The sequence below is a fragment of the Streptococcus sp. CF10-1 genome, assembly GCF_024295825.1.
GTDB lineage: Bacteria > Bacillota > Bacilli > Lactobacillales > Streptococcaceae > Streptococcus.
Window position 1 is genome coordinate 104513 of the sequence record NZ_JANCPQ010000003.1, and the last position, 16902, is coordinate 121414.

At 41.3% G+C, this 16902-nt stretch carries 16 protein-coding genes; 6 read left to right on the forward strand and 10 right to left on the reverse strand.

Going from position 1 to position 16902, the window contains the following annotated elements; genetic code table 11:
- The first annotated feature begins 172 nt into the window (after positions 1-172).
- Complete coding sequence (locus NMM25_RS05235; RefSeq protein WP_254736168.1) at positions 173-613, forward strand: LytTR family DNA-binding domain-containing protein; 441 nt, start codon at positions 173-175, stop codon at positions 611-613.
- Positions 610-1068: a DUF3021 domain-containing protein gene (locus NMM25_RS05240; RefSeq protein ID WP_254736169.1), complete on the forward strand. Its 459-nt coding sequence runs from the start codon at positions 610-612 to the stop codon at positions 1066-1068. The genes NMM25_RS05235 and NMM25_RS05240 overlap by 4 nt, the downstream gene beginning before the upstream one ends.
- Before the next feature lie 40 nt (positions 1069-1108).
- Here NMM25_RS05240 and mutS read toward each other — a convergent pair whose 3' ends face one another.
- Positions 1109-3643, reverse strand: a complete 2535-nt coding sequence (mutS, locus tag NMM25_RS05245) for a DNA mismatch repair protein MutS (protein WP_254736170.1) — start codon at positions 3641-3643, stop codon at positions 1109-1111.
- Positions 3644-3694: 51 nt separating this feature from the next.
- Positions 3695-4141, reverse strand: coding sequence for an arginine repressor (argR, locus tag NMM25_RS05250; RefSeq protein ID WP_001231483.1), 447 nt, complete (start codon positions 4139-4141; stop codon positions 3695-3697).
- 154 nt (positions 4142-4295) lie between these two features.
- Here argR and argS point away from each other — a divergent pair, with 154 nt between their 5' ends.
- The 3 genes from argS to NMM25_RS05265 all read left to right on the forward strand — a co-directional run bounded on the left by argS (position 4296) and on the right by NMM25_RS05265 (position 8028).
- Entirely contained in the window at positions 4296-5987 is a 1692-nt protein-coding gene (gene argS / locus NMM25_RS05255) for an arginine--tRNA ligase (RefSeq protein WP_254736171.1), read from the forward strand.
- A 334-nt stretch (positions 5988-6321) separates the two neighbouring features.
- Entirely contained in the window at positions 6322-6567 is a 246-nt protein-coding gene (locus tag NMM25_RS05260; protein WP_000084866.1) for a hypothetical protein, read from the forward strand.
- Positions 6568-6765: 198 nt separating this feature from the next.
- Positions 6766-8028 carry an NRAMP family divalent metal transporter gene (locus NMM25_RS05265; RefSeq protein ID WP_254736172.1) on the forward strand — a complete coding sequence of 421 codons (1263 nt, stop codon included), beginning with the start codon at positions 6766-6768 and terminating at the stop codon, positions 8026-8028.
- Between the two features lie 80 nt (positions 8029-8108).
- Here the strand turns inward: NMM25_RS05265 and nrdI are convergent, their stop codons facing one another.
- From nrdI to NMM25_RS05290, 5 genes are all read right to left on the reverse strand, one after another.
- A complete protein-coding gene (nrdI, locus tag NMM25_RS05270) occupies positions 8109-8579 on the reverse strand; it encodes a class Ib ribonucleoside-diphosphate reductase assembly flavoprotein NrdI (protein WP_000724244.1) in 471 nt (156 codons plus the stop codon).
- Positions 8580-8655: 76 nt separating this feature from the next.
- Entirely contained in the window at positions 8656-9180 is a 525-nt protein-coding gene (locus NMM25_RS05275; protein WP_254736173.1) for an ABC transporter permease, read from the reverse strand.
- Between the two features lie 58 nt (positions 9181-9238).
- Complete coding sequence (locus NMM25_RS05280) at positions 9239-10525, reverse strand: response regulator transcription factor (RefSeq protein WP_125391890.1); 1287 nt, start codon at positions 10523-10525, stop codon at positions 9239-9241.
- 11 nt (positions 10526-10536) lie between these two features.
- The gene (locus NMM25_RS05285; RefSeq protein WP_254736244.1) at positions 10537-12207 is read right to left on the reverse strand and encodes a sensor histidine kinase; all 1671 of its coding nucleotides are present in this window, start codon (positions 12205-12207) and stop codon (positions 10537-10539) included.
- Positions 12185-12799 carry a YesL family protein gene (locus NMM25_RS05290; RefSeq protein WP_254736174.1) on the reverse strand — a complete coding sequence of 205 codons (615 nt, stop codon included), beginning with the start codon at positions 12797-12799 and terminating at the stop codon, positions 12185-12187. The genes NMM25_RS05285 and NMM25_RS05290 overlap by 23 nt, the downstream gene beginning before the upstream one ends.
- 133 nt (positions 12800-12932) lie before the next feature.
- Between NMM25_RS05290 and NMM25_RS05295 the strand changes: the two genes are divergently transcribed.
- Positions 12933-13502, forward strand: a complete 570-nt coding sequence (locus NMM25_RS05295; protein ID WP_254736175.1) for an MptD family putative ECF transporter S component — start codon at positions 12933-12935, stop codon at positions 13500-13502.
- Between the two features lie 174 nt (positions 13503-13676).
- Here NMM25_RS05295 and dltD read toward each other — a convergent pair whose 3' ends face one another.
- The 3 genes from dltD to NMM25_RS05310 form a co-directional block, all read right to left on the reverse strand.
- Entirely contained in the window at positions 13677-14849 is a 1173-nt protein-coding gene (gene dltD / locus NMM25_RS05300) for a D-alanyl-lipoteichoic acid biosynthesis protein DltD (protein WP_254736176.1), read from the reverse strand.
- Positions 14850-14896: 47 nt separating this feature from the next.
- Positions 14897-16051 (reverse strand): D-alanyl-lipoteichoic acid biosynthesis protein DltB, encoded by a 1155-nt coding sequence (dltB, locus tag NMM25_RS05305; RefSeq protein WP_254736177.1) that lies wholly within the window; start codon positions 16049-16051, stop codon positions 14897-14899.
- 158 nt (positions 16052-16209) lie between these two features.
- Positions 16210-16902: a methionine ABC transporter permease gene (locus NMM25_RS05310; protein ID WP_254736178.1), complete on the reverse strand. Its 693-nt coding sequence runs from the start codon at positions 16900-16902 to the stop codon at positions 16210-16212.

The window sequence follows — 16902 nt, forward strand, 5'->3', positions numbered from 1 at the left end:
AATAGTGGTATACTCAATAAAAATCAAAGAGCAAACTAGAAAGCTAGGCGCAGACAGTACTTTAGTACGGGAAGACGACGCTGACGTGGTTTGAATTTGATTTTTGAAGAGTATTAATAAAGGTGTACAGGAAGTGAGATTAACCTTGTATAACTGAAAAGGAGGGAAATTTATGAAAGTAGAACTACAGATTAAGGAGACATACAAGGAGGAAAAGCTGATTGTCCAAGCACCTAAATCAACCGAGAAAGTCCAGAAAGTTATCGAGTTCGCTGAAAATCTTGACCAAAAAGAAACAATAAAAGGAAAGATTGATGATCAGGTCTATCTAGTTAAGATTGGTAAGATACAACGCTTCTATATCGAGAATCGCAAGGTTCTAGCAGAAACTGCATCTCAGACCTATACCATTGATTTGCGACTCTATCAGGTTCTTGAAATTCTGCCGACCACTTTTATCCAAATTTCCCAATCTGAAATCGTCAATATCGACTCTATCTCTCATCTCAAACTAACCCCCAACGGCCTGATCGAAATCTTTCTCAAAAACGAAAGCTTCACCTACTCTTCACGCCGTTACCTAAAAACCATCAAGGAGAAATTAGAACTATGAAAAAACAAATCTTTCACGATGCAGCCGCTGGTGTACTCATCGGCCTCATCCTCTCTATCCTCTTTTCACTCATTTATGCACCAAATACCTATGCCCCACTGAGCCCCGAGTCTCTGATCGGCCAAGTGATGGTGCAACATCAGGTTCACGGTGCTCTAGTCTTGCTCTACTGCATGATCATCTGGTCAGCTATCGGCGTTCTCTTTAGCTTTGGTGGTCGTTTATTCAGCCGTGACTGGAGCTTGCTCCGTGCCACACTTTCCCATTTCTTCCTCATGCTGGCTGGCTTTGTTCCACTAGCAACTCTGGCTGGTTGGTTCCCCTTCCACTGGACCTTCTATCTCCAGCTCATTCCAGAGTTTGCGATTGTCTACCTCATCATCTGGGCTATTCTCTATAAAAGAGAAGCTAAAAAAGTAGACCACATCAATCAACTTTTGGCCCATAAAAAGTAATAGAGAAAAACCCACTCACAAATGCATGAGTGGGCTCTTTTTATAACTTTTGTTTGAACTCAACTAAGACATTCATAGCCTGCATAGGTGTCATGTTGTACACATCCAGTTTAGCTAATTCTGCTAGGATAGGATGTTCTTCAGGCGCATCAAAGAGTGACATCTGTTCTGTGACAGCACTTGTTTGTCTCATCGGAGCAGGACTTTCTCCCCCTTGACTCTCCAGTTGAGTCAATATCTTATCCGCCCTTGCTAAAAGTTCTGCTGGTAAACCAGCGATCTTAGCAACATGGATACCGTAGGATTTGTCAGCTGGACCTGGTTCAATCTTGTGAAGGAAGGTCACCTGCCCACCCTGCTCCAAGGTTGCCACGTGAACATTGACCAAGTGTTCCAAGCTAGACTCCAGACTAGTCAACTCATGGTAATGGGTGGCAAAGAGGGTCTTGGCTCCGATATGTTCATGAATGTATTCGATGATGGACTGGGCAAGAGCCATCCCATCATAAGTCGCAGTTCCTCGACCTAACTCATCAAAGAGAATCAAGGAATTCTTGGTCGCATGCGAAATGGCATTGTTAGCCTCCATCATCTCCACCATGAAGGTTGATTGACCTGAAACCAAGTCATCTGCTGCTCCGATACGGGTAAAGATAGCATCGAAAATCGGCAAATGGGCGCTTTCTGCCGGCACATAAGAACCCAGCTGGGCCATAACCGCTGTCATAGCTAACTGGCGCATGTAGGTAGACTTCCCGCTCATGTTGGGCCCTGTAATCAATTGAATGCTGGTATCTTCTGACATCTGGATGCTGTTTGGAATATAGGTCTGAGCCCCCATGACCTTTTCGACGACAGCATGACGCCCTTGCTGGATATCGATTTGTGAGTCGTCACCGAACTCAGGTCGAATCAAATGCTGGGTTTCAGCCACAACTGCGAGACTTTGCAAGACATCAACTGTGGCAATCCCTTGGGCTAGAGCCTGCAAACGCTGGATGTACTTGCTGACTTCCTCACGGATACGCATAAAGATTTCATATTCTAGGTTGGCTGACTTCTCACGCGCCTCCAGCATATCCCCCTCGATACGGGCTAACTCCTCTGTCCCAAAGCGTTCCGAGTTTTTCAGCGTTGCCTTACGGAAAAAGTGGGCTGGCACATTTCCCAGTTGCGAATTGGTCACATGGAAATAGTAGCCATCCTTTTTATTGTAATCAATCTTAAGCGTGCTGATGCCAGAGTTTTCTCGCTCCTTAGCCTCAATCTCAGCAATCCAGCTAGTCCCTTCTCTCAGTACTCGACGGTACTTGTCTAAGGTCTCATCAAATCCCGTACGGATAATGCCACCTTCCGTAATCACGTGAGGAGCTTCAGGAGCAATGGCAGCACTAATCAAACTCTCCAACTCAGGAATGGCATCCAACTGTGCGATAAGATAGCCCAGAGCAGGCTGCTCCATGCCTTCTAAAATCGCACGAATCCGTGGCACACTAGATAAGGTGGTCGCCAATTGCAAGAGATCCTTGGGATTGGTCTTGCCAAAAGAAACCCGACTAGCCAAACGTTCGATATCATAAACACCCTTGAGACTGTCCGTTAAATCACTACGCTCAAAGAAGTGGTCAAGAAAGACCTGCACCACCTCTTGACGTTGGACGATTCGCTCCTTATCAATCAAAGGACGATGAATCCAAGACCGCAACAGCCGCATTCCCATAGCTGTTTTGGTTTCATCCAAAAGCCAGAAAAGACTGCCTTGCTTCTTACCTGAACGGGCATTCTCAACCAAATCCAGACTAGCCTTGGTCGCATAGTCCATCTGTAAGAAATCTTTGATTTCATAGCGGATAACTGGTTTGAGATGGTGCAATTCCCGCATTTGGGTCCGGTGAACATACTGGAGGAGCTTACTAGCTGCCGCTTGCTCCACAGCTGCCAAACGTGAATCTAGTAAATGAATATCCTCAAAGCCTTCCTTCTCATAAGAAAGCACCAGATTCATCTGACGGCTGAGGATTTGTTCTTCTTCCTCAGACAAGTCATAACCCAGCACCACTTCTCGAGCCTTGAGATTGCGAATTTCCCCACAAACCAACGTGAAATCCAATAGCCCCGTCACATAGAAATCACCTGTCACCAGATCCATATAAGCCAGACCAAATTGATTGCCATCACGATCTAAGGCAACCAAGAAATTATTCTGACTATCCGGCTTACTGCTATCAACGACCGTTCCAGGTGTGATGACCTGGACCACCTCTCGCTTAACAACACCAATCGCTTGTTTGGGATCTTCCATCTGTTCTGCAATGGCAACTTTATAGCCCTGCTCAATCAGAACATCGATATACTGTTGGGCAGAATGATAGGGGACGCCCGCCATGGGTATCGGATTTTCTGCATTTTTATTCCGACTCGTTAAGGAAATTTCTAAAATCTGTGCTGCATTAATTGCATCTTCATAGAACAACTCGTAAAAATCACCCATTCGAAAAAGCAAAAAAGCATCTGGGTATTGTTTCTTAATATCCACATACTGTTGCATGCCGGGTGATAGCTTTTCTGTTGCCATTTTCCGTCTCTCCTTGCTAAAAATAAGGTCTTGAGAGCAACTCCCAAGACCTTATTTATCTTTCATCAAATCTAGCAAACGATCTTCCATCAGCTTGGCAACGTGCTGGTCTCGACAAATAACCAATAAGGTATTAGCACCAGCAACCGTTCCTAAAATCCATTCATCCTTGTTTGCATCTACAATGTTTGCTAAGACTGCAGCTTCCCCAAGTTTAGTATGAAGTACCAAGGTGAACTCTGCTCTTGCAACTCCTTCTAAATGATGAGACAAAAACTCAACTAAATCAATCTTATCTGTCTCATTTGCTAGTACATAATACACCATATCATTTTTCTTAACCTTGGTCAAGCCGATTTCACGCAAATCACGTGACAAAGTCGTTTGTGTCACATAAACATTACGAGCTTCTAAACGATCTTGAATCTCTTTTTGTGTCCCAAGTTTTTCTTCGGTGATCATCTTTTTAATCAATTGATGCCGTTCTCTTTTTCTCATATTATCCTCTTAAGTGAATATTTATAACAAGTTTTACATTTATTTTATAACTATATTATACCAAAAAAACTAGATAATTCAAAAAAATTCTTTTCTTTCTCAAAAAATGTAGTAAATTGTGTTAAAATAGTAAAAAAGCCCAAAAGGAGCCCTTATGAATACAAAAGAATTGATTGCTAGTGAGTTGGCTAGCGTCATTGATAGCCTGGATCAAGAGGCTATTTTAAATTTACTGGAAACACCTAAAAATTCAGAAATGGGAGACATCGCCTTCCCTGCCTTTTCTCTAGCAAAAGTCGAGCGTAAAGCGCCGCAAATGATTGCAGCAGGTATTGCTGAAAAAATCAATAGTCAAGCCTTTGAAAAGGTTGTTGCAACAGGACCTTACGTCAACTTTTTCCTTGATAAATCTGTTATTTCGGCTCAGGTATTACAGAATGTCATCACTGAAAAAGAACACTATGCCGACCAAACCATTGGCAAGCAAGAAAATGTCGTCATCGACATGTCTAGTCCCAATATCGCAAAACCATTCTCTATTGGGCACTTGCGTTCAACGGTTATCGGAGATAGCTTGTCACATATTTTCCAAAAAATCGGTTATCAAACGGTCAAGGTCAACCATTTGGGAGACTGGGGCAAACAGTTTGGAATGCTGATCGTTGCCTACAAGAAATGGGGAAATGAGGAAGCCGTTAAAGCGCATCCAATCGATGAACTTCTTAAACTCTACGTTCGCATCAATGCTGAAGCTGAAAAAGACCCTAGCTTGGATGAAGAAGCACGCGAATGGTTCCGCAAACTGGAAAATGGAGATGAGGAAGCCCTCGCTCTCTGGCAATGGTTCCGTGATGAAAGTTTAGTGGAATTCAACCGCCTTTACAATGAATTGCAAGTTGATTTTGATAGCTACAACGGAGAAGCCTTCTACAATGATAAGATGGATGCTGTTGTAGACATTCTCGCTGAAAAAGGACTTCTTGTTGAGTCAGAGGGAGCCCAAGTTGTCAATCTTGAGAAATATGGAATTGAACATCCAGCCCTTATCAAAAAATCTGATGGTGCAACTCTCTATATCACACGTGACTTGGCTGCAGCCCTCTACCGTAAAAACGAATACCAATTTGCAAAATCCATCTATGTTGTTGGTCAAGAGCAATCTGCCCACTTCAAACAACTCAAGGCAGTACTACAAGAGATGGGCTACGATTGGAGCCAAGACATTGTCCATGTTCCGTTTGGATTGGTAACAAAAGAAGGGAAAAAACTTTCTACTCGTAAAGGAAATGTCATCTTGCTAGAACCGACTATCGCTGAGGCTGTTAGTCGTGCCAAGGCCCAAATCGAAGCGAAAAATCCTGAGTTAGAAAATAAAAACCAAGTTGCCCACGCTGTTGGAGTTGGGGCTATCAAGTTCTATGATCTTAAGACCGACCGTACAAATGGATATGACTTCGACCTTGAAGCTATGGTATCCTTTGAAGGGGAAACTGGACCTTACGTTCAATACGCCTACGCTCGTATCCAATCTATCTTGCGCAAAGCCGATTTCAAACCAGATGCAGCTGGCAACTACAGCTTGAATGATGCTGAAAGCTGGGAAATCATTAAACTACTCCAAGACTTCCCACGTATTATCAATCGTGCAGCAGATAACTTTGAACCTTCTATCATTGCGAAATTTGCGATTAGTTTGGCTCAAGCATTTAACAAATATTATGCACATACACGTATCCTAGATGAAAGTCCTGAGCGCGACAGTCGTCTGGCCCTCAGCTACGCAACCGCAGTGGTCCTCAAAGAAGCTCTTCGTTTGCTCGGAGTAGAAGCGCCGGAGAAGATGTAAATCGCCAAAGTTACTTGATTGCGGAGCAATCTAAGTAACTAACGCCAAATCCTATTTGGACTTTGGCTAGGAGCTTCACTAGTAAAGAAAGATAAATATTGTCGATTTATGTTTCTTTACGTCGTAACCAGAGATAATTGCCTAAACGCTTCACTAATTCACCTAACCAAATAATATCGATTTGGTTAGGCTCATGTCGTAATCTTTTAAATTACTTGAAAGCAATCTGAAAGATTGAGGCAAAATAACATTTATATTTTATTCGGCCTTGTAGCTGTTTAATGAAACAATTTATTCACTTATACTATTTCTTTATCACACTGGGAGATTTCCTATGAGCCAATATGCTTATATCCTCGTTGTACTTAGCTTGGTTTTCCTTTTTCTGCTCAATAAGTACGAGAAGGAAAGACTTCAAAGACTCTACCAAGAGCAACTCTTGAAGGACGAGACATTTAGGTCTGACATCAAAGAGAAAATTCACACGACTGAAAATATCAATGATGTCATTGCACATATCAATAAAACTTACCGTCTGGGAATGTTGCTCTCAAAAGACGTCACAGATCAATTGAAATAATCAAAATCCGAGAAGCTTTCTTCTCGGATTTTTTAGTCTTAACCATATTCTCCTTGGAGAAATTTCATTAATGCATGTAAAGTTTTCTGTGATTTTCTGTATTTTTTCAAAATGTTCTTGCATTTCTTTTAAGTTTTTTGTAGAATAGTAGCTATCTATTCAGATTATTCTGAAAATTCAAAAATAGGAGTGTTTATTATGTCACAAGTTACGTTATCAAACCAGTCAACCTGGGCAAGCAAGATGAAAGCAATGGGACCCGGGATCCTAATGGCTTCCGCTGCAGTCGGAGGTTCTCACATCGTATCCTCCACTCAAGCCGGTGGTTCTTATGGTTGGTCACTACTCCTCTTGGTTATCTTGGCCAATGTTTTTAAATATCCATTTTTCCGTTTTGGTGCCGAATATACTGCCGACACTGGTAAAACCTTGGTCGAAGGCTACGCCGAAAAAGGGAGACTCTATCTCTGGATTTTCTTTGTCCTCAATGTCTTCTCTGCTATGGTCAACACAGCTGGAGTCGCTATCCTTTGCTCAGCCATCATCGCTAGCGCTTTTCCAATGATTGGTCTTAGCATCACTCAATGGTCCCTTATCCTTGTTGCAGTCATTTGGGCCATGCTACTCTTTGGTGGCTACAAACTATTGGATGGTATGGCAAAATGGATCATGTCCGCTTTGACCATTGCAACAGTTCTTGCAGTTATCATTGCAGCAATTAAGCATCCAGAATACAGCTCTGATTTTGTCGAAAAGACACCTTGGCAAATGGCGGCACTCCCTTTTATCGTTTCCCTCTTAGGATGGATGCCTGCCCCTATTGAAATTTCAGCCATCAATTCACTCTGGTCTGCTGAAAAGAAAAAGACTGTCAACTTTAATACAGAGGACGCCCTTTTCGACTTTAACGTTGGTTACATTGGAACTGCTATCCTAGCTGTATTCTTCGTGGCACTAGGAGCGCTTATTCAGTATCCTACAGGACAAGCAGTTGAAGCCGCTTCAGCCAAGTACATTTCTCAGTTTGTGGGTATGTATGCCTCTGTTCTTGGAGAATGGTCTCGTTATTTGATTACCTTTATCGCCTTTCTCTGTATCTTTGGAACGGTCATCACCGTTATCGATGGCTACTCTCGTGTCAATCAGGAATCGCTACGACTCTTGATTCGTCAAAAAGAGGATACTCGCAAATCTTTGAACATCTGGATGACCATTACCGCTATCATTGGTATCGTAATTATTAAATTCTTTGCTGGTCAAGTTTCCACCATGCTTCGCTTTGCCATGATTGGTTCTTTCCTGACCACACCATTCTTCGCTCTTTTGAACTATGTATTGGTGACACGTGAGAATAAAAATCTTCCTTCTTGGCTAAAACTCCTCGCTATCGCAGGATTGATTTTCCTCTTTGGCTTTGCTATTTTCTTTATCTATGCACTTGCCATCGGAAAAGCAGGATAGTTTATAAAATGGCACCCTTACAGGGTGCTTTTTGCATACTCAAAAGCAGTTGAAAATCTCAACTGCCCCTCAGTACTACTTTATTTTTCTGTTTCTAACTCATACAAATCTGCAATGATTGCTGCGACCTTTTTAATATCTCCCAGCATACCACGCATTTCAAAATCTGCTAAGACCGGGAAGCCAAAGCGCTGGCTATACTGCTTGGCTGTCAGGCAGTATTGATTGTTAAAATTGCGATTACCAGATCCCACTACCCCAAAACACTTACTAGCATTGTCTCCATAGGCAATAAAGTCGCCCACTGGAGTCGTTAGAATCTCAACATCGCCGTTATCGACACCATTTCCACCTTCCAGATAGGTCGGCAAGAAAGCGACATAGGGATGTTCCATTTCAAAGAATTCTTGGCCTTCCTTGACCAAATCCTTGATATGGATTTTTTGGACCTCAATTCCCTCATACTGAGACAAGAGATAGTCCTTGAGTCGGGTTACAAAACTCTCTGTATTCCCACTCAGACTGATATACACTAGGGATATTTTTTTCATGTTGACCTCGATTTTTTGTTTACGATTTAAAAAGAACTACCAAGATTGTAACTTGATAGTTCTTTTTTGTCAATACTTAGGCAACTTCTTCTGCTTCGACTTCTTCGGCCAAATCTTTTTGTTGGCGCCACATCTTGTAAAAGACCAAGGCTAAAAAGAGGACATTGATAATGATGAACAAAATATTCGTTCCTTGTGCTAGTGCTCCCATTCCTAGGCCGAGGGTAGAATCTTTGATTAATTGAACCGCATCTTGAACATTCATATAGCTATAAACCAAACCAACAATCGCTAGTAGAACATAGCCGATATAAGCATAGTTTGCGAATTGCACATTTTTACGTACTAGAAATACAAAGGCTACTACAACTAAAATTGCAGATAAAACAATAAACAACGTATTAAAAATAGAGTGCGATGACGCGTAAGTATAGTTGACTGTGTCTTCTAATTGCTGGGCAGTAAGCGTCCCGCTATTCGCCAGGCTAGCACGAAGCACATCTTTACTTGGCAATGGACTCAAGATTCCAAATAATGACATAGATGAAATGAGGGCTGATAGGACTAACAAAACCCAAAGATAAATAGGATTCTTTTTCATGTTTTCCTCCATAAGATATTTTGAACATTATAGCATTTTTTGTACAGGAATACAACTTTTACAAGCTGGTTTCAACTTGTTTCCGATAAGCTTTCGGTGATTTTCCGCACAATTTACGGAAAACCTTGTAGAAATATCCAACATTACTGTAGCCAACTGCATAGCAAATATCTTCGATGCTATCACTGGTCGAAAGCAAGAGCTGCTGCGCCGCCTTAATTCGCTGTTTATTGAGCAATTCCGCAAAGGTTGAGTTGGTTTCTCTCTTGATTAGCTGACCGAGATAGACAGGATTGATAAAGAGATCCTTGCTGATATCCTTAAGCGAGAGCTCTTTCTGATAATCACGCCCAATCACCTCCAAAACGCTCACTACATTTTCATTCATACGATACTGGCCAAAGAACTTGGTCAAGGTCTCTTTGATATAGGCGACCAATTCTTCAAAGGAGTTAATGGCATGGATAGCTTTTACAATCTCGGTCATATCATCTGCTTTTAGGTGTTCAAACAAATGAAAGACATCCATGACAAACTGGGTGAAGAGCTGCTTCGTGATGGCCACGCGCGGGGTATTTTCCAAGACGACCTTCTCTAGCAGGGTTAATTCTTCGATGATTTGATTGATATTCCCTTGGATAATCACCCGATAAATCGGCTCGTAATAGGCAAACAAACTCTCGGATTTTTCTAGATTGACTGAACCGTAGAAGAGGGCTTTTTCAGCGTTGATCTTCCAATTCTCAAAGGACTGCTGGTAGGGTGCTTCAAATGGTGTCACGATGATGCCATCGAGCGGTTGATCAGAGATGAAAATCTGCCAGTCTTGCCCCAAAACATAGTAAGGAATGGTAAAAGAACCCTGCTTTTCCTTGGATAGACCAATCCACCAGCTGTCTTTACCTGACAGGTAGTTCGTAAATCCTGTCTCATCCAATTCTTGACTGAGGGTCTGACTTTGTTCCACCTTTTCCTGAAGCTGCTGCGCAATCTTTTCTAATAAATGGCCCAACTCCACCTTGTCTACTGGTTTGACCAGATAATCCACGACACTAAGGTTCATGGCTTTTTTAACGTACTCAAACTCCTGATAACCAGACAGCAAGATATAATAGGTATCTGGAAGTAGCTCTTTCATTTCCCTAATCATCTCAAGTCCGGTCTTATCTGGCATGTTGACATCGGAAATCACCACATCTACTGGATTTCCCTTGACGTAGTCCAAAGCATCATCTGCGTGATTAGCAGTTGCGACGACTTGCATATCCCATTTTTCAAAGGGGATTAATCGCTTGAGCCCCTCTGTCACCATGTACTCATCGTCTACTAATAAAACTTTATACATTTCTACCCTTTCTATTCATCCTGGATAGTGATATGGTAACGAACACCTTCTTGTTCAGCTGACTCTACACTGATTTGGTAGCGATCCCCAAAGTAGAGAACAAAGCGTTCGTGTACATTTACTATTCCAATTGATTGCTGCTCCCCACTATAGCTTGCCTCGTGTTCAAAACTTCGTTGAGTTAATTTTTCTTGCAAGCTAGCTAGTTTCTCAGCGGGCATTCCTCGACCATTATCTACTACTAGGATTTCAACGAATCCTTGGCCTTTCAAGGCTTTGATACTGATGACATTATCTGTTCTGCGATGATCAACACCATGGGCAAAGTAGTTTTCTACTAATGGTTGGAGTGTAAATTTTGGAATCCTCATTTCTTCCAATTCTGGTGCAATCTTGAAACCATAGGCAATGGATTTAGGATAACGCACCATACAGAGATAGCTATATTTTCGGCAAAATTCCAACTCCTGCTTCAACGTGGTTTCCCGCTCGTCGGAGATATTGTTGCGTAACAAGCTACTAAATTCATAGATAATATCTGCCAGTTCATCCTGACTTTGCATGACAGCATACATCCGTAAAAACTCCAGAGTATTGTACATAAAGTGAGGATTAATTTGAGCCTGCAGAGCTCGCATATTGGCATCTTTTTGACTGAGCTCTAGCTGATAGATATCGTGGATATTTTTTTCCAGGCGATCCAACATATCATTGGTTGTTTCTGCAATGAGAAGCAATTCTTGGTCTTTTTCAGAGGTATCGATTCGAAGGCCTTCTTCTCCTTGAGCAATCACCTCGATCGAATCTACTAGGTCTACGACCTGCTTTTGGTAATTTGAAAAAGTCTGTCTAAGGGTCACGTACAAAATGATGATAAAGAGAATACTTAGCCCAATAATGACAGCTGAACTCGTCAAAGTTCCTGTAAGAACAAAATTTTTAGGAACAGCAACTCGAACCTGATAACCGTGAGAGGTGACACCTACAAACCAGTTTTCTCGCTCGGCTGAGACCTTCTCCCCAATATGGAACATCTCAGTCTCAAAAGGCGAAGTTACTGTTACAGCCATTGGGATATGACCCCGAGTATTGTCAATAGCGCCATGTAAAACATCTGGGGATAGGGAGATATAGATCACTCCTAAATCCTTGTCAGACACAGGATCGGAAACAGGAATGGCAAAACTATTGGCTGTTGGCTTAAAATCCTCCGCAGGAATTTTCTCTCCACTGCGTTTTTCTCTAGTCGAAACATAGACTTCCTTGTAGTCCTGAAGAACAATAGCCACTCCAGTCACAAAATCATTCCGAACATAGAGGTCATCAATATTTTCATACAGGGAAACAGAGATATAAGGCGAAGTTTTACGCTCTAATTGCCAATAGAAATAGTCTGGTGTGCTGAGACTGAAATACTTGTAAATTCCTTCGATGCGGGCCTGATTTTCAACCAAAGACTGAGCAAGTTGAGTTGACTCTCTGTGATAATATTCCACTTCACTCACTGTCCGAGTGGTCACACGTTCTGCAACCCGTTGGGCCTCTTTCTCACGCGAGTCCCAGTCAGCATACGATAGCATAATCGCAAAACTGGCAATGACCACGATCATAACCAAACTATAAATCCGTAAAAGAGAGTGAAGCCAAAACTGCTTCATTCTATTTTGTCGCCAATTTTTCATGGATACTTTCATAAATAGGTTCCAACATATCACTGATAAAGAAATGCCACATTCCAATTCCTACAAAAAAGAGCAAGGCAGGCATATAATAACCAACTCCTACAAGGAGAGCGGACCCGAGTAAAACCTTGGCAATCGCAGGTAGGCTCATAAAAATCCCGATAAGGGACAGTTTCAAGGTATTTCGGTAGGATAAATCAAAGTACACCTGAAGTTTCAAGGAAACAGTATGGGCTAGAAAGACAAGAGCAACTACAAGGACGTTGAGAAAGGTCGCCAAGAGGTGGAAAATCGTCTGGTGGGGCAATTGAACTAGAAGATACAAGCCATAAACTAGGACAAGATCCACAAACACAAAACTATAGAAAGCCAGATTGCTCTTGACAAAATTGCTCTTATACAATTCCCAAGCTTCCTTCAAATGGTATGCTCGATAGGTATAACCATGCTCCGCATACAAACTCATAAGGGTGGCACTAGCTGGTGCCAAACCAAAGACCACTCCTCCTGCTAGTGTTAATAGCCAGAAATAAGCTGTCGCAATCATTCCCAAAAAAATACGATTAAAGACGAATTCTAGAAATTTTCCCATGTTACTCTCCTTAAACTAACAATGTAACCATTATATCATATTTCAAGCGTTTTCAAAAATATAGAGTTTCCATTTACAATCCTTAAAAAGCGTGATACAATTGGTTTTGTTAGTTTGCATCAAGGAGATTCTCATGAAGAAAAATATCTTAACCACCCTCTTAGCCGCCGTCCTCTACTTCCTCTGTGTGGGGATTGGAGTCTTCCTAGGACACCTGGTCGACCAGACAGGCAATATGTTCTACGCACCTGCCTTTTCTGCCCTTGTCGGTGGCAGTGTCTACATGCTTCTTTTGACGAAGGTCCCTCGTTTTGGCGCTATTACAACTCTAGGCCTTTTTATGGCACTTTTTTTCCTAGCTAGCAAGCATGGTGCTGGTGCCTTTCTCCCAGGTATCGTCTGTGGTCTTGCAGCAGATGCCATCGCTCGTCTCGGAAACTACAAAGACCGAATCAAAAACATCCTCTCCTTCCTTGTCTTTGCTTTCAGCACAAGCGGCCTTATCTTCCTCATGTGGATCCGTCCCAAAGCTTACGTGGCAACCTTACTTGCGCGTGGGAAATCCCAAGAATACATTGACCGTATCATGGTCGCTCCAGAGTTGGACAAAATCCTTCTCTTTGTTTCAAGCATCCTCCTTTGTGCCTTGATGGGTGCTTTGCTTGGGCAATTTCTAAGTCAAAAAATAGCTGATAAACTATAAGGTAAAAGCCCTGAAGACTAGCAATGCCTAGCTTCAGGGCTTTTTTGTATACAATCTTAAAATTCACTATAGATAAATTCTTGAATATTCGAAAAATCGGTCACAAAACAGTAAATCACGATGCTCAAGATAACCGTATAGAAAAATAGTGTCCACAAGATTAATCGATGAGTGTTAGTTAGCTTGGTTTGCAAATTTGTAAAGTTCTTTTTCAACTTCCATCCATCCTTTCACTCCAACGTGCATCACGTCAAATAAAAAGTAATCATCATACTCTCTGTTTCCATAGTTTAATACGGTTGCACCATGGCTTTTTGCGACATCTTCTATTTTTTTATAAGTTTTTTCCCGCATCTCTCTTGAGACACCAGTGTAGTCATTCCATTTCCCGTTTACTGGGAAAATAATAACCTCAACTTCAATTCCCAATTCTTTGGCAACTGTCAAGAAGAGTTCCATATCTGAATACTCTGGTGACTCCAGGTAGCTCAAATCTTTATTGGAATCTTTCAGTGATGCATAGCGATCTTTTAAGTAAGTATTGTAGTAGTTATTATCAACAGCATAGTCATTATTGTCTGTTTTCTTTTTGACCTCTTCCACAAACTGATCCTTCATCTTCTGCCAATCATAGTCTGGAGTTTTGTCTCCTAGCGAAGGGTAATCTGATTTGGCATGTTTTTGATAAAAAGTCTGTTTGAGCTTAAAGGAATACATCGCGTTCTCAAACTCTAATAGTTTTTTATCAACAATGGTTCCTTTTCCATCTATGAAATAACTTTTGTATTTTTTGTAGATGTCATTTTGTTGCTTGTTACCCTTGGTAATCTCGATAATGCGATTGATTAGTTTTTCTTTCGTTTCTTTACTAATCTTGTCATTATCTAGCATGTGGAAAATATGTTCCTGAGAAGCCTTATTCAAAAAAGCATCTTGATGGGTCCCATCTTTTTCAAACCACTGAACCGACTCTACTATAGCCACTTTTCGCTTACTCATAGATCCTTCAATAGAGCCCAAGGTCGTAGCCTGAATGATGTTTTGAGAATAACTGGTCCCAATCTGCATGATATTAAAATCGTTGTAGTTAAAAATTTTATTTGGATGATAGTCTTCATTTATCGTCGCAACCAACTCTGAGGAACCCATTAGAACCAGTGTATTGGGGGTGATATTGCTTGTTAGAATATCTCTACTTTTATACTTTTCATATGAGGTGCTGTAACGAATACTGTTATCCTTGACTTTATAATAATCATCAATCTTCTTGACATACGTCACATTTAAAAGGGCAAGCGTCGCAATTACGAGCACAAGCGATAGTAAAAATGCTTTTAATTTAATCATCTCGTTTTATCCTATCCCTTCGGTCTGGCAGACTTCTTTTCAATCTCTTATCTCTTTAAAATCGTAAGTAAGATTTTATAGGGTTCACCTGAAAAGATAAAGAAACCAATCATAACCAAATTCATGGTTACAAACCAACTTAGTAGCTTATACCAGTTTTTATTTTTATTTTTCTTATAAAAATTGCTTTTCTTTTGATACACTTCAAATCCAGCCATCAAGACACCATGGTAGAAACCGTAAAGAATGTAGCTAACACTAAGACCATGCCAAAAACCCATGACCAACATATTGACCATATAGGCATAGGTTGCATTGTGTAGTCTATTTTTGAACCATTTTTTCCTGATAACCTGCATCAATACTCTTGAAAATACAAAATCTCTCAACCAGGTCGACAAGGTGATATGCCATCTGGTCCAGAAATCTTTGATATCGACACTCAAGAAAGGTTTGTTAAAGTTCATCGGTGTCTGAATACCTAGAATATTACTACTTCCAACGGCCATTAGACTATAGCCTGCAAAGTCAAAGAACAGATACAAGGTATAGAGGTACATATACTTGATTGAGTAAACGACTGTGCCCGTATTATTTAGAGCGAGTAACATCTGGTAAACATAGGTTGATAAAACAATCTTGTAAAGGAGGCCTAGAACGATACGGTACACACCGTCCCCTGCTAACTCTAGATACTCTTTTCGTGGCATGACCTCGTTTATCTCTTTTAAAAATCTCCTACTCCGATCAATTGGACCAGCACTAACTGTTGGGAAAAAGAGCAAAAACTGTAGATAATCTTTTACACTGATATTTTCTTTGATTAAGCCATCCGATATCTCTAGCATGATCTGAATGGTCTTAAAGGACATGTAAGAAATTCCAATAAAGGCCAACAAATGCAGAGAAGTCAGAGCAAAGACTTTATTGATCACCAAAGGAAGAATGGAAAGGAAAACCAGTGGTTTCAGCCACTTTGCCTCTATCCGCTGCGCTAGAAAAACCAGAAAATACTGGTAAACGATAAAGGCGAGCAAATAGACAATCATCGCTCGACTCTTACCATAGATAGCTCCTGCAAATAAGAGGGAGAGCGCCAAAATATAGTAGTCTTTACGTTTTTCAAAAAAGTTTACCACAAAACCAATCAGTAAAACTACAAATAAGAGAAGGAAAAACTCATTCCCCTCGAAATAATTCATACCAGCCAAACTCCTTTACATTATCATCCCTTCTACAGCAAACTTTCTGATTTGCTAATTGGGGACCTTTGTTTATTATAGCATATTTCTAAAAAGAAGCTTTATCCTTCTTGCATTTCGGTGAGAAAACAAAAAGGAGTCCCTTTGAACTCCTTCCATTATTTATGACTTAGTTTCTTGGTCAAGAAATCTCCCAAGAACTGAATTGTAAAGATAATCAAGATGATAATAATGGTTGCCAAGATGGTCACATCGTGATTGTAGCGGTTGAATCCATAGGCAATGGCTACGTTACCAATACCACCAGCACCAACTGCTCCCGCCATAGCTGTTTCCCCAACAAGGGAAATCAAGGTCACAGTCGTCACACGAATCAAATCTGGAAGACCTTCTGATAGATAAACACCCACGATGTCCCAGAAGGTCGCTCCGCTCGCTTGAGCCGCCTCAATAACACCACCATCTAGTTCAGCCAAGACCACCTGCACCTGACGGGCAAAGAAGGCAAAAACCGCAAAAGAAAGTGGCACAAGAGCTGCATTTGGCCCGATGCTCGTCTTGACGATCAAGTGAGAAAGTGGCGACATGATTGCCAAGAGGATGATGAAAGGAACCGCACGGAAAATAGAGGTAATCTTATCTAAAATCCAGAAAACGACCTTGTTCTCCAAGACACCACCTGGCGCTGTCAAGACGAGGAAAAGACCTGCCACCAGCCCCAAGAACCCTCCGATGATGAAGGAAAGAACTGTCATATAAAGAGTTAGGTAGATGGCTGTTCCCCAGCCTGCCTGACCAGCCCAGCCCATCTTATAGACATTTGGTAGATAAGTTTGAATCAACTCTGTCAT

Bases quoted from the DNA above. Each gene is read 5' to 3' on its own strand.
- NMM25_RS05235 (WP_254736168.1), top strand. From the start codon at position 173: ATGAAAGTAGAACTACAGATTAAGGAGACATACAAGGAGGAAAAGCTG.
- NMM25_RS05240 (WP_254736169.1), top strand. From the start codon at position 610: ATGAAAAAACAAATCTTTCACGATGCAGCCGCTGGTGTACTCATCGGC.
- mutS (WP_254736170.1), bottom strand. From the start codon at position 3,643: ATGGCAACAGAAAAGCTATCACCCGGCATGCAACAGTATGTGGATATT.
- argR (WP_001231483.1), bottom strand. From the start codon at position 4,141: ATGAGAAAAAGAGAACGGCATCAATTGATTAAAAAGATGATCACCGAA.
- argS (WP_254736171.1), top strand. From the start codon at position 4,296: ATGAATACAAAAGAATTGATTGCTAGTGAGTTGGCTAGCGTCATTGAT.
- NMM25_RS05260 (WP_000084866.1), top strand. From the start codon at position 6,322: ATGAGCCAATATGCTTATATCCTCGTTGTACTTAGCTTGGTTTTCCTT.
- NMM25_RS05265 (WP_254736172.1), top strand. From the start codon at position 6,766: ATGTCACAAGTTACGTTATCAAACCAGTCAACCTGGGCAAGCAAGATG.
- nrdI (WP_000724244.1), bottom strand. From the start codon at position 8,579: ATGAAAAAAATATCCCTAGTGTATATCAGTCTGAGTGGGAATACAGAG.
- NMM25_RS05275 (WP_254736173.1), bottom strand. From the start codon at position 9,180: ATGAAAAAGAATCCTATTTATCTTTGGGTTTTGTTAGTCCTATCAGCC.
- NMM25_RS05280 (WP_125391890.1), bottom strand. From the start codon at position 10,525: ATGTATAAAGTTTTATTAGTAGACGATGAGTACATGGTGACAGAGGGG.
- NMM25_RS05285 (WP_254736244.1), bottom strand. From the start codon at position 12,207: ATGAAAAATTGGCGACAAAATAGAATGAAGCAGTTTTGGCTTCACTCT.
- NMM25_RS05290 (WP_254736174.1), bottom strand. From the start codon at position 12,799: ATGGGAAAATTTCTAGAATTCGTCTTTAATCGTATTTTTTTGGGAATG.
- NMM25_RS05295 (WP_254736175.1), top strand. From the start codon at position 12,933: ATGAAGAAAAATATCTTAACCACCCTCTTAGCCGCCGTCCTCTACTTC.
- dltD (WP_254736176.1), bottom strand. From the start codon at position 14,849: ATGATTAAATTAAAAGCATTTTTACTATCGCTTGTGCTCGTAATTGCG.
- dltB (WP_254736177.1), bottom strand. From the start codon at position 16,051: ATGAATTATTTCGAGGGGAATGAGTTTTTCCTTCTCTTATTTGTAGTT.
- NMM25_RS05310 (WP_254736178.1), bottom strand. From the start codon at position 16,902: ATGACAGAGTTGATTCAAACTTATCTACCAAATGTCTATAAGATGGGC.